This window comes from Salinicoccus kekensis, from assembly GCF_900220995.1.
In the GTDB taxonomy this organism is placed as follows: Bacteria; Bacillota; Bacilli; order Staphylococcales; family Salinicoccaceae; genus Lacicoccus; species Lacicoccus kekensis.
Map to the genome: position 1 here is coordinate 85317 of NZ_OBQF01000003.1, position 12844 is coordinate 98160.

Here is a 12844-nt window from a genome sequence, read left to right on the forward strand (position 1 = left end):
CCCCTTATGCTTTCATCACTTTTTTATAGTGAACGGGATCGGTGTCCCCCTCGGTATTGATCAGGAGCACTTTTGAAGATTCATCCAGGCCGAGATCTTCTTTTAGCTCTGAAAAGCGCTCATCCGTCATCACTTCGGCAAGGAAGCCGAGCGGCAGGGCGCCGGATGCGCCTGAAGTGACCGCCGGGTCTCCGCCGTCGGGTTTGCCGTACAATCGCATGCCTCTGTCGCTCACCGCATCACCGCAGGAGACGAAGCAGTCGGCAGTCGCTTTCAGTATATTCCATCCAACCGGGCTCGGCGCACCACATGAAAGTCCCGCCATCGTCGTATCCATATCGCCGTAGACCCTGACCGGATCGCCGGTCTCAGTCCCGGCGGAACGGTAAAGCGGATCTGCAGCCGCCGGCTCCACTATGATGATCGTAGGCGGACGGCCGCCGGTGAGATTGTATAATGCAGCCGCCATAGCACCGGCGAATGACCCGACCCCCGCCTGCAGGACGACGTGGGAAATTCCCTCCAGTGAGTTTTGGCCAAGCTGTGCCCTGATTTCAGAAATGATCGTCGTATAGCCCTTCATGATATCGACTGGTATTTCCGTATAGCCTTCCCAAGCGGTATCCTGCATCAGGATCCAGCCGTTTTTCGCCGCCTCCTGAGCCGCATATTGCACGGTATCATCATAGTTCATATCCGTGACGATCGCTTCTGCACCGAGGTCGGTGACTGCCTGCACGCGGATTTTGGCAGCGCCGTCCGGGAGGAAGACCTTCCCTTTTTGTCCGAAGATATGAGCACCCCATGCGACACCTTTGCCGTGGTTGCCTTCCGTTGCCGTGGCGAAAGTCTCCACCGGGTAACTGTCGGCTGCGTCGAGCAGATCGGTGAAAGAAAGGCTTTGGCCGTCCCGCACCATTTTTCCGGCGAAGTGCTGCGCCATGGCGTAGGAAGCACCGAGCCCTTTGAACGCATTCAAACCGAATCTTGCCGATTCATCTTTGACGAATAAAGCCCCGAGGCCAAGTGACTGTGCCCCATTTTTCAGCTCGTGCAGCGGGGTTGGTTCATATTGCGGCATGGACGCGTGGAAATGTGCTGCACCCTGGATCTCCTGCAGTGAAAAATCCCCGTTGTAATTTTCAGCATCAGCTGTACTCTTGAATTTATTCTGAATCCATTTCATAATCCATCCTCCTGAGACACCCTTTATCACCATCATAACCTAAAATGCCTCGGTGTTAAGCCATTGGCGCAGACATCTTCAAAGAAAAATAAAAATGACAGGGCATCCCTGTCATTTTGCTTGTATGAAAAACCCTTCATTCTCGTTCCATTCCGCGAGGAAAATGTCTTTGACATCTTTGTCGGTCTCTTCTCTGATGGTGTTTTTCAGCCAGTCTTCATCATACCCTGCAGCCTGAAGCGACCTGTGTTCGACTTCCCCGCCGTCGATGAATAAGTAGGATATCGAATTTTCCTTGTAGTCTTCCAGGACCTGGTGGCGTGACGGTGGCTCTTCGTCCGCGTGTTTGATGATGGAGAGCATGCCGCTTGTTTCCATGATTGCATGCTTTACTTCGCGCAGGGAGAATACACCTTGCATCCTCAATAATTCTCTGACTTCATCAACATCCATATTGTTCCGATCCAACACTTTTTTATCGATTTCCCCGTCATTGATCAGCAGCTGGGAGCTGCCTTTCGTCAGTCTTCTGAAGCGTTCATTCTTCATGGCGAACCTTTCAATCACGTAAATCAGCAATGCCCAGTACGCAAGCATGAGCAGCATATGGTAGAAAGGTGTATCCGTCTCATAGAGGGACTCCTCAACGATGCTTCCGAGAATCAGGGCATATACAAAATCAAGTGGCGTGATCTGAGCCATTTCCTTAGGGCCGAGCAACCTGAGTATGATCATGACACCGATCAGCCCTGAGGTCAATTTCACAAAATAAGACATTATATCTTCCATTTCCGTCACTCCTGTATAGATTGTTTAAGTGAAAAAAATTTTCAGCCTCAAATGGAAAGATCCATTCAATAATCATACATACCCACTTCTTTGAGAAAATAACTTTTTTGACGTTTTTACAGCGGCAGCATATAAAAAAGCCGGGATGTAATAAAATTACATCCCGGCTTCGCAGGTCCTGCCTAAATCATGTTTTTGAACACTTTACCGTCTTTTGCGACGACTTTGATTGCATCATTGTCTTTCAGTATGCCGATATTTTCGAGCGGATTCTCTTCGGTCAATATGAAGTCCGCGATATAATCTTCTTTGATCAGTCCGAGATCGGTGTAGCCCATACATTCTGCGGCGGTCTGAGTGGAAGCGACGATTGCATCCATCGGTGTCATGCCGCACTCCACCATCAGCTCAAGTTCCCGTAGGTTGGTGCCGTGCTTGAATACCCCTGCATCGGTGCCCATCGCGATTTTCACGCCGGCTTTGTAAGCTCTTGTGAAGCTCTCCTTATGGATTTCAATGACTTCTTTGGACTTGTCGATGGATGTCTGCGCCATGCCGAGTTCATCGGCGAATTCAAGCACGGAGACAGGTGCCAGAAGCGTCGGCACAAGGTAGGTGCCCTGGTCCTTCATCCTTTCACAGATCTCATCATCCAGGTAGATGCCGTGCTCTATCGAGTGGATACCCGCCTCGACACACTGCCTGATGCCTTCAAGCCCCTGGGCGTGGGCCATCACTTTCACGCCGTTCCTGAACTGCGCCTCTTCCACAATCACCTTCAGTTCCTCGAGGGAGAACTGTGTGAATTTGGGGTGGTCGGTCGGGCTGGATACCCCGCCCGTGGCGTGGACCTTTATGACGTCCGCGCCCGCCCTCAGCATTTCACGGGTCTTCTTCCTCACTTCCTCCACACCGTCGCATACGCCTGAAGGCATACCGGGATGCGGCTGCAGCATATCTGCAACGATCCCTGAATAATTGTAGCCGTCGCCGTGTCCGCCCGTGATGGTCAGGGCGTTGACGCTGATCTGCATCCTCGGTCCGTCGACCAGGCCGTCATCTATCGCCTTCTTCAGTCCGAGGTCGCTTCCGAGCGCATCACGCACCGTCGTGATGCCTGCATTCAGGACTGTGTTCAAGTGTTTTGCCGCTTCATAGAAATTATATGAAAAAGGTGTGGTGAGGCGCTGCTCGAGCGGCTTCAGCTCAAACATCATATGGACATGTGTATCGATCATACCGGGAAGCATGTAATATCCTCCACCGTCGATCACTTCGGCATCACCGGCAGAAGTGTCCGCATTCAGGGATTTGAATCTGCCGTCTTCAATCAATATATTCGTGTTGACGATATTATCCGAGCCTGTACCGTCAATCAGGTTGATGTTTTTCACCAATAACTTACTCATGTTCATTCTCCTTTAAGTTAAATTAAGTTCATCACGATGCTCGCTATGAAAATCGAAGCCACGGTCACTGTCACGAAACCGCCGATCAGCATCGGGGTCACAAGTTCCTGGAACAATTTACTTTCATCCTCGGGGTTATCCGTTTCACTGCGCGCCACTTCCTCGCAGATGATATAGTCCGCCGGGAAACCGAGCAGTGCGGTCAAGGCGACGGGCATGCCTTTATATGGATGCCAGCCGACGATTCTTGAGGCGATATATCCGCCGGCAAGTATGCCGAAAGTACCGATTGCAAGGATCGCAAGGACACTCGGTATATTGTTGATGACATCCTGTGGCGTGACATCCGCCATCGTGCCGATGATGACGAAAATCAAAGCAACCATCATAAAGCTGAACGAGTTCGCTGATTCAAGCACACTTTTCGGGAAGAAACCGAAGTTCAGCGCGAGTATGCCGAGGACCAGACAGAAAATCGTATAATGCACTCCTGTGACATCCCCGAGGTAAACACCGACTGCAGCCAGAACAAAGACGAAAAACAGTTTAATGATATTATTCTGCATGAATTTATATTTTACAGGTTTTTCTTCCAGGGAAATCTTCGCCGTATCTTTCACATTGACCTGTCCGGTCATGAACAAATGTCCATAACGCTTCATGAAAAATGTTGAGACAGGCATGCCGACAACGCCCTGGAAGGCGTACACCAGCACGGGGACGACGACCAAAGTGCTGAGCCCGAGCTCGGTCAGCCGTTCATTCGTGATGAGCAGTGCGACGATGCCGCCGGATAAAGGCCCCACACCACTTGCAGCGGTCGGGAAGTCAAACATCAGCGTGATCAGGGTCAGTACTAAAGTGAGTGAACCGACGAGACCCGAAAGTGCAATGACGACCGCCTTCCACTGTGACTTCAGTATATCAAAACGCATGAGTGTTCCCATATGGACGATCAGCGGGCCGATCAGGATTGCACCGAGGGCCGGAAGCGTGGACAATTCAAGTATGTTTTCCGGAAACACACCAATCCATGTAAAAATCAGGAAACCGAGCATCGCAGTCATCAATGTCGGAATCCGTGCGCGTGACAGGACAGAGATGTATTCACCCAGGGCAAGCAGGGCGAATATACCCACCGTCGCAATAATTGGTTCTTCCCACATATACAGCACTCCTAAATGTTTTCTATTTAATGAGTGCATTATACAGCCAAAGGTAAAAGAATAATAGTTAAATTCTGAAAAAAATGAGTTTTCAATGAAAGAAAACGTCTCCATTGTATACTGTATACCTGTATGTAAATGAACCCCAGTAAATAACTTTCTTCAGTGTAAAATTTTACCGGGATTCACCCCCTCATTCCACATCCTTCTTGAACTTTACGAACATGACATGTTCAATGGTGGACTCACTGATCCTGCCTTTATCGTCCTTCTCGATTAGTTTCAATTCCTGTCCGAAGAAGCTGCCGACCGGGATGATCATCCTGCCGCCCGGTGCGAGCTGTTTGATCAGATTTTCCGGCATTTCTTCAGCTGCTGCCGTGACCATGATCTTGTCATAAGGTGCATGTTCCTCCCATCCCTCATGGCCATCGCCGTAATGGAAATGAATGTTCCGATATCCCAGATCCGTGAGTCTTTCCCTGGCACGCTCATGAAGCGCCCTGATACGCTCCACAGTGTACACAGCGTGCGAAAATTTTGAGAGCAGCGCCGTCTGGAACCCGGAACCCGTCCCTATCTCGAGGACTTTATCCTCTGAATCCAGCTCAAGCTTCAATGTCATCGTGAGGACAAGGGAAGGCTGCGAGATCGTCTGGCCGTGGCCGATGGGAAGCGGCCGGTCGAGGACAGCAAGCTCCTTCTGCTCATCGATGAAGCGGCTGCGATCGAGCTGCATGAAATACTTCCTGATCTCTTCATCGCTGTATCTCATATCCGTCACCCCTTAATGGTTGTTTGATGTGCTATAACCCTTATACCCTCATCAGCGGGTTTGATTTTGGATTTTGAGGTTAATATATAGAGACGAAGCAAATTTTTATACGGGGTGAGAGTAATGGATCATATACATATTAAAGGTGCAAATCAGAACAACTTGAAAAATATCAGCGTGGACATCCCGAAACACAAATTGACGGTGTTCACCGGCCGGTCCGGTTCCGGTAAATCATCACTCGTCTTCAACACGGTGGCTGCAGAGTCCGAACGCCTGCTGAATGAAACGTATTCGACCTATGTGCAGAACCAGCTGACGCAGTACGAAAAGCCTGAAGTGGACCAGATTTTGAATCTGCCGGTGGCCATGGTGATCAATCAGAAGCGGCTCGGAGGCAACTCCCGCTCCACCGTCGGGACGATATCGGATATATATGCATCCGTCCGCCTGCTGTGGTCCCGTATCGGTGAGCCATTCGTCGGTTATTCCCCGGTGTTTTCGTTCAATAATCCGGCGGGCATGTGCGAAAGGTGCCAGGGGCTCGGCTATGTGGAAGATATCGATCTTGATGAGCTGCTGGATTTCGACAGATCATTGAATGAGGATGCGATCAAATTCCCGTCGTTCCGCCCCGACAGCTGGCGCGGAAAACGTTACTTGTACAGCGGCTTATTTGATAACGATAAGAAGCTGAAAGACTATACGGAAGAAGAGATGGACACTTTCCTTTACACGAAACCGAGGCGGTTGAAGAATCCTCCGGAAAACTGGCCCAGGACCGCCAAATTCGAAGGGCTGATCCACCGTTTCAGACGGTCTTTTTTATTGAACGACAACTTTGAGAAAAAGCGTTTCTTTTCAGATGTGGAACGGGTGGTGACTTCGAGGAAATGCCCGGTATGTGATGGACAGAGGCTCAATGAAAAAGTGCTGTCCTGCAGGATTGACGGCTTCAACATCGCAGACTTCACCTCACTCACAATCGAGGATGCGATCCCCTTCCTCGAATCGCTGGAAGATGAGAAGGCAAAATACATCATAGAGCCGCTGCTCAAGCAATTGAAGGCGCTGAAGCATGTCGGACTGAATTATTTGACGCTGAACCGCGAGACGCCGACACTGTCCGGCGGGGAGTCCCAGAGAATCAAGCTCATCCGGCATCTGAACAGTCCCCTGACCGACCTCGTCTATATCATCGATGAACCGAGCATCGGGCTGCATCCCGAAGATATCGACAAGATCAACGACATCATCACCTCCATCCGTGATAAGGGCAACACCGTCCTGGTCGTGGAACACGATCCGGACGTGATCAAGATCGCAGACCACGTGATCGATATCGGACCCGGCGCCGGCAAAGCCGGCGGGGAGATCACATTCACCGGCACATATGAGGCACTGCTTGACTCTGCGACACCGACCGGGGAGGCGATGCGGACTGTGCATACGCTGGATAAGAAGGAGAGGGAAATAAATGACTTCATCCATCTTAAAAATATCACGAGGAACAACCTGGAAAATGTCAGCGTCGATATACCGGCCGGAATGATGACGGTAGTTACAGGTGTGGCGGGATCCGGCAAGAGCACCCTGCTCAAAGAAGGTCTGAAATCCCGGGAAGAGGTCATTTTCATCGATCAGAAAAGTATCCAGGCCTCCAACCGCTCGAACCTTTTGACTTATATGGATGTATTTGATGATATACGCACATTTTTCAGCAGGAAGACCGGACTTAAAAAAAGCATGTTCAGCTATAACTCGGAAGGTGCATGCCCGGAATGCAGCGGCAAAGGCATCATCAAGACCGAACTCGCTTTCATGGCGGACATGAGCCAGGTGTGCGAAGTGTGTGGGGGCAGCAGGTACCGTCCGGAAGTGCTTGAAGCAAAAGTCGAAGGGTATTCGATTGCAGATATACTGGCATTGACCGTTGAAGAAGCAATCAGCCTCTTCAAGGAGAATCAGACAGTCAGGGAGCGGCTGCTTCATCTTGAACAGACGGGCCTGCAGTATATGACGCTCGGCCAGTCGCTGGACACGCTGTCCGGCGGAGAGATGCAGCGGCTGAAGCTCAGCTCGCATCTCGACAGCGAAGCATCCGGCATGATCTATGTCTTCGACGAACCGACGACCGGCCTTCATGAAAGGGACATACCGACACTTCTGAACTGCTTTGAAAAACTGATTGAAGCGGGCAACACGGTCCTCATCGTAGAGCATAACCTGACGATGATGACACACGCAGACTGGCTGATCGACATCGGACCCGGTGCCGGGAAAGCCGGCGGCAGAGTCCTGTATACCGGACGGCCGAAGGGTTTATTGGAAGTGGAAGAATCGGTGACGGCGAAGCATTTGAGGCGTTATGTCAGCGATGGAGAATGATGCCATGTTTTATAACGCATAGTGTTATAAGCGCGTATGTCCTGGTACGATGGGCTTTTGAGGATTTCATGGACATGCTGAATAACGCCCTTGAAACGTTAACGTCTCTACTGAACCGGGTATAAGTTTAAAAATATGGAACTTATAAGGGATGATGAAAATGACTGATGTCCAGGAGATTTTGATCAAGCGTGCCGGGAAAGTCAGGCAGTCATATAAAGACTTCATGAACAACCCTTTCCAGGAAGAGACCGTCCATAAACTGAGGGTGGACTGCCGCAAACTCAGGGGGATTTTAAATATCCTGAAGAAGGCGATGTACAAGAAAGACTACGAAAAATTGAACGGTGAACTGAGGGACATCGCCCTGGTGATCAGTGATCTGCGGGAGATTGATGTGCTGACCGGATTGTGTGCGGGTACTGCGAAACGGGAGCCCGATATGAGTGAACACTTTCGGGAGATGTTCTTTTATTTGAATGATGAGCGCTTTAAAAAGATGGAGACGGCGCTTTTGGATGTTGAGAAGAAGGATATTGAGAGTGAAATCGAAGATATCAGGAAGAGGATTGAAAATCTGGAATTCAAACAGAAGTACAGGGATGAGAAGGACTTGAAGTCATTCATCCATGACCGGCTGGAGAAGAAATATGAGAAGCTGGCCGCCGGTTATGCAGACACAGACCTGAAAGATTATGAACATGTCCACGAAGTGAGGAAGGATGCAAAAAAGCTGAGGTTCGGGGCCAGGTATCTTGGCAAGCTCACCGGTATTGAGCATAAGAAGATCAGCAAAGAAGCCAAAAAGATACAGGATGAATTCGGGGAAATCACCGACCACCGGGTGAATGCGGCGATGCTCAAAGAATATGCGGATGCTGCGGATAATGAAGAGGTCAGGAATGTATTCCTGAAAATCAGAGACCTCGAACAAGGCAAATAAAAATCTCTGCACGGTATGGACTGTGCAGAGATTTTTTATTTCCGATTTGAAGGGGCGGAAATCGCAGCGCAGATCGGATTTTGGATCTGAAACCGATCTTATGGCGCTGAAATCAGGGTGCAAATCGGAAATGGATGATAAATCCGATTTGAAGGCGTGAAAACCGGGGCGCAGCTCGGATTTTGCCTCCGAAACCGATTTGAGAACTCAGAAATCAGCGTCCAAATCAGAACTCAACCACTCATCACAGCAAACGTACCTTGAAGGTCATCGATAATGTCGGATGCCGTGATGGTTTCTATGCCGGCGCCCTTCTCCAATAGATGCTCGGCTGTAAATCCGTGCATGAAGACCGCACTGGAGATGGCATGCTGCGGATTTTCGTAACGGGCGAGGAATGCAGCAAGCATCCCGGTCAGTACATCACCGCTTCCGCCCTTCGCAAGCCCTGCGTTGCCGGTATCGTTGATGAAGGTCTCTCCCTCCGGTGTCGCAACCAGAGTATTCGGCCCTTTCAATATTACATAAATGCCGTATTCCACTGCGATTTCCCGGGAAATTTCAAACCGTTTCCTATTCACTTTTCCCGGGGATGACTCAACGAGGCGGGCCATTTCACCGGGGTGGGGTGAGATGACAGTCGGATGCTTCCTCTCCCGGATGTTGCTTTTCAAGTCCTGCAGCCCCGTAAGGCCGTCGGCATCAATCACCAGAGGCCCTTCGAATCGATTCAACAGATACTCCACGGTGCGCTTCGTCTCATCATTTACACCGAGGCCCGGACCGATGGCGATGACGTCTTTCCCTTCAATGAATGCTTCCAAATCATCTTCGCGGTTAAAAAGTGTCGCTTCCGGGATATGATTCACCACAGTCCCGAAAATATCCTTATGCGTGTTCAACTGGGTCAGCCCGGCCCCGCTTCTTACGGCAGCGGCCGTTGTGAGGACAGCCGCACCCGGCATATTGGCACTGCCTGCAATGATGCCGACTTTCCCGTGCGACCCCTTATGTGACTCGTCTTCCCTCACGGGCCAGTGGTTTCCGGTATCCTTACGCGTCCAGACATTTCTTTTGGACCGGACGGTTTCATCGATCGCCTTCTGCGGCAGTCCTATATGGATCAATTTCGCATCGCCGTAATACTCCCGCGCCGGATAAGTGTAATAGCTCAGCTTCGGCAGGCCGATGATCAGTGTATGGTCAGCCTTCAATGCATATTCCGGCACCGGGGATTCATCCGCCGGCACCCCGCTCGGCAGATCAATTGATATGATGAAGTTATCCATCGCATTCAGTTCCTGGAAGATATCTTTATAAGGCGGACGGATTTCCCCCGTAATCCCGGTGCCGAGCATCGTATCGACGATGATATCAGCACTTTTTACGATTTCCTTATCGTACTGCCTGAAACTGAAGCCCGAATTGAGATAGATGTTCATATGGTATCCAGCATCACCCTTGATCTTATCTGTTTCAGGGATGACGCAGGCTTCCACTTCATACCCGTTTTCCTTAAGCACTTTTGCGATCACAAAACCGTCACCGCCGTTGTTCCCGCTGCCGATGAGTACACATACCTTCTGCCTGCGGAAATTTTTCATGATGTTCTTCGCAGCGACGCGTCCGGCGTTCTCCATCAGTATCGTGCCGGAGACACCGATCTTTTCAATCGCATACTGGTCAACTGCCTTCATCTCTTCTCCTGTAACGACTTTCATAAATGCACCTCCATCCCCAGTATAAAATAAATCCCCCGGGTCATCACGGATGATCCCCCGGGGGTTCTATTATGCCTGTCTCAATATCTTATCCATCTTTTTGCCTTTGGCGAGTTCGTCGATCAGCTTATCCATATAGCGGATCTCCTGCATCAGCGGCTCCTCGATTTCCTCGACCCTGACACCGCAGATGACGCCTTTGATCAGATTCCGGCCGGGATTCATTTCCGGCGCCTCATCGAAGAAGGTCCGGAAGTCGGTTTTCTCTGCCAGCTGCCGATCAAGGCCTTCTTCGGTATACCCCGTCAGCCAGCGGATGATTTCATCGACTTCCGCCTTCGTGCGGCCTTTACGCTCCGCTTTGTTGATGTAGTGCGGGTAGACGCTTGAAAATGGCATCTCATAAATTTTATGGCCGGCCATCGTTCATCCCTCCATTAGTCAATATATCTGTATGCAAGCAGTTCTTTGAGTGACTTGATCTCTTCTTTCAGTTTTGCACCGATATTGGTGTCGCGGACCAGTTTCCTCTCAAGTTCCTCATCCACGACCCGCCTTACGGACAGGGCATCCGCGCCGTCCATCAGCACTTTTTCCTTAGAGTTGAAGTGCTGGTGTGCGACGAGCTGCATACCGTATGAATTATAGAGCAGTGTATAGCCTGCGATGCCGGTCGTCTTCTGATAGGCTTTCGAGAATCCGCCGTCGATGACGATCATCTTGCCGTTCGCCTTGATCGGGTCTTCCCCGTCGATTTCCTTCACCGGGGTATGGCCGTTGATGATCCGCCCCTGATCCGGGTCGAGGTCGAATTCCTCAAGCATCTTGCGGCACATGTTGACGTCTTCCCTTAAATGGTAGTAAGGGTTCTTCTCCTCTTTATGGGAAGCTTTATCCTTTATGAAATACCTCTCAAAAGTCGTCATCGCACGCTTGCCGAACAGTGATGAGTATTTCCCTGTCCATAAATACCAAACCAAATCGGTCGCAAGGTCATCGGTGTTTTCCTTGTGTGCGAAAGACTGGCGGAGATATTCCTCGAACTTGTCGAGCAATTCCCTGCCTTTGTATACCTCGCCTTCAATCTCCATCGATTCCATATCACCGTTCTCGTCGACCGGTATGCATCCGTGAATCAGCAGGTTGCCGTTGTATTTCAAATAAAGGCTGCCCTTCTTCATCAGGAAGTTCATATGCCGCTTCAGTTTCTCCGACTGCTGGATTGACAGGAGCAGTTTATTGATGACTTCCTCCTCTTCTGGAAGGAGCTTCGTCGGATCATTCCGATCCACGGTCTGGAAGCATGTGTTCTCAAGCTTGTAAGTATTGCCGTAGACCGTCAGTTCATTTTTATCATAGTCGACTTTTTCAAGGACGAGACGCTCCTCCATTTCAAAGAAAGGACGGCGCTTGATGATCGGTGCCTCGAGCTTGAATTGGATGATCGCGATGGCCTGGTGGATTTTGGTGATCTGCAGTTTCTCGAGCTCCGTCAGTTCCTCGCCCGAAGTCATCTTAGGGTGGAAGGCCGGGTTGTCATCATAATATTTCTCTGCAAGGTTCACGAGCGGCCGGAGGTTGATGCCGTAGGCGTCCTCGATGATGTTCAGATTGTCGTATCTTGCGCATATTCGTAAAATGTTCGCAAGGCACACTTTCGAACCTGCATATGCACCGATCCACAATACATCATGGTTCCCCCACTGGATATCTAGGGAGTGGTAGTCGATCAGCGTATCCATGATCTTCTCAGGCTCCGGCCCGCGGTCATAAATGTCCCCGACGACATGAAGGTGGTTGACGATCAGACGCTGTATCGAATAGGACAGGCCGACGATCAGCTTATCCGCCTGGCCGAGTGAGATGATCTGGCCGACGAGTTTTTCGTAGTATGTCTTCTTGTTGGCATCCTCATCCGTTTTGTAAAGCAGCTCCTCGATGATGAAGACGAACTGTTCCGGCAGCGCCTTCCTCAATTTGGAACGCGTGTACTTGGTGGAGGAAAATGCGACCAGGTCGATCATATTGTGGATGGTCGAAATGTACCATTCATCCAATGCCTCTTTCGATTCGAATTCATTTTTGATCAGCTGGAGCTTTTCCTCGGGATAGTAGATCAATGCCGCAAAGCCGCTGATCTCCTCCTCCGTCAGTGAATCTTCGAACAATGCCGCGATCTTCTGCCTGACATTCCCCGACCCGCTCCTTAAGACATGCTGGAAAGCCTGATATTCACCGTGCAGGTCACTGACGAAGTGCTCCGTACCCTTCGGCAGGTGAAGTATCGATTCAAGGTTCATAATTTCGGTGGCCACTTTTTCTTCATTATCATATTTTGTGGAAAGCAGATCCAGATATTTCGCCTTCAGATCTGCATCATAAGTCTCAACCATAACAGACACCCCTATTTAATATTACTTATCATTATACTAGATTTCGTCTTTATCGCGAATTTCAAGTTTAAGTT

10 protein-coding genes are annotated in these 12844 nt (G+C 50.1%); 2 read left to right on the plus strand and 8 right to left on the minus strand.

The features are described 5' to 3' along the window. Nucleotides 1-4 precede the first annotated feature (4 nt). The 5 genes from CRN96_RS06955 to CRN96_RS06975 form a co-directional block, all read right to left on the minus strand. Nucleotides 5-1186: a diaminopropionate ammonia-lyase gene (locus CRN96_RS06955; protein ID WP_179647143.1), complete on the minus strand. Its 1182-nt coding sequence runs from the start codon at nt 1184-1186 to the stop codon at nt 5-7. A 111-nt stretch (nt 1187-1297) separates the two neighbouring features. Continuing rightward, on the minus strand, nt 1298-1975 hold the full coding sequence (locus CRN96_RS06960; protein WP_097040538.1) for a DUF421 domain-containing protein: 678 nt from the start codon (nt 1973-1975) through the stop codon (nt 1298-1300). 182 nt (nt 1976-2157) lie between these two features. Then, entirely contained in the window at nt 2158-3384 is a 1227-nt protein-coding gene (locus tag CRN96_RS06965; RefSeq protein WP_097040540.1) for a metal-dependent hydrolase family protein, read from the minus strand. A 17-nt stretch (nt 3385-3401) separates the two neighbouring features. Further along, on the minus strand, nt 3402-4550 hold the full coding sequence (locus CRN96_RS06970) for a hypothetical protein (protein WP_097040542.1): 1149 nt from the start codon (nt 4548-4550) through the stop codon (nt 3402-3404). A gap of 193 nt (nt 4551-4743) precedes the next feature. After that, entirely contained in the window at nt 4744-5325 is a 582-nt protein-coding gene (locus tag CRN96_RS06975; protein ID WP_097040544.1) for a protein-L-isoaspartate(D-aspartate) O-methyltransferase, read from the minus strand. Nucleotides 5326-5448: 123 nt separating this feature from the next. Here CRN96_RS06975 and CRN96_RS06980 point away from each other — a divergent pair, with 123 nt between their 5' ends. Both CRN96_RS06980 and CRN96_RS06985 read left to right on the plus strand, forming a co-directional pair. Beyond that, nucleotides 5449-7713: an ATP-binding cassette domain-containing protein gene (locus tag CRN96_RS06980; protein ID WP_097040546.1), complete on the plus strand. Its 2265-nt coding sequence runs from the start codon at nt 5449-5451 to the stop codon at nt 7711-7713. A 151-nt stretch (nt 7714-7864) separates the two neighbouring features. Beyond that, complete coding sequence (locus CRN96_RS06985; protein ID WP_097040548.1) at nt 7865-8656, plus strand: CHAD domain-containing protein; 792 nt, start codon at nt 7865-7867, stop codon at nt 8654-8656. A 233-nt stretch (nt 8657-8889) separates the two neighbouring features. Here CRN96_RS06985 and CRN96_RS06990 read toward each other — a convergent pair whose 3' ends face one another. The 3 genes from CRN96_RS06990 to CRN96_RS07000 form a co-directional block, all read right to left on the minus strand. Beyond that, on the minus strand, nt 8890-10377 hold the full coding sequence (locus CRN96_RS06990) for an NAD(P)H-hydrate dehydratase (protein WP_097040549.1): 1488 nt from the start codon (nt 10375-10377) through the stop codon (nt 8890-8892). A 69-nt stretch (nt 10378-10446) separates the two neighbouring features. Continuing rightward, complete coding sequence (locus CRN96_RS06995; protein ID WP_097040551.1) at nt 10447-10800, minus strand: DUF2200 domain-containing protein; 354 nt, start codon at nt 10798-10800, stop codon at nt 10447-10449. A 14-nt stretch (nt 10801-10814) separates the two neighbouring features. Further along, nucleotides 10815-12746, minus strand: a complete 1932-nt coding sequence (locus tag CRN96_RS07000; RefSeq protein ID WP_425442531.1) for a fructose-1,6-bisphosphatase — start codon at nt 12744-12746, stop codon at nt 10815-10817. Nucleotides 12747-12844 lie beyond the last annotated feature (98 nt).

Coding starts and splice junctions, on each gene's coding strand:
- CRN96_RS06975 (WP_097040544.1), bottom strand. CDS start 5,325: ATGAGATACAGCGATGAAGAGATCAGGAAGTATTTCATGCAGCTCGAT.
- CRN96_RS06970 (WP_097040542.1), bottom strand. CDS start 4,550: ATGTGGGAAGAACCAATTATTGCGACGGTGGGTATATTCGCCCTGCTT.
- CRN96_RS06980 (WP_097040546.1), top strand. CDS start 5,449: ATGGATCATATACATATTAAAGGTGCAAATCAGAACAACTTGAAAAAT.
- CRN96_RS06985 (WP_097040548.1), top strand. CDS start 7,865: ATGATGAAAATGACTGATGTCCAGGAGATTTTGATCAAGCGTGCCGGG.
- CRN96_RS06960 (WP_097040538.1), bottom strand. CDS start 1,975: ATGGAAGATATAATGTCTTATTTTGTGAAATTGACCTCAGGGCTGATC.
- CRN96_RS06990 (WP_097040549.1), bottom strand. CDS start 10,377: ATGAAAGTCGTTACAGGAGAAGAGATGAAGGCAGTTGACCAGTATGCG.
- CRN96_RS06955 (WP_179647143.1), bottom strand. CDS start 1,186: ATGAAATGGATTCAGAATAAATTCAAGAGTACAGCTGATGCTGAAAAT.
- CRN96_RS06995 (WP_097040551.1), bottom strand. CDS start 10,800: ATGGCCGGCCATAAAATTTATGAGATGCCATTTTCAAGCGTCTACCCG.
- CRN96_RS06965 (WP_097040540.1), bottom strand. CDS start 3,384: ATGAGTAAGTTATTGGTGAAAAACATCAACCTGATTGACGGTACAGGC.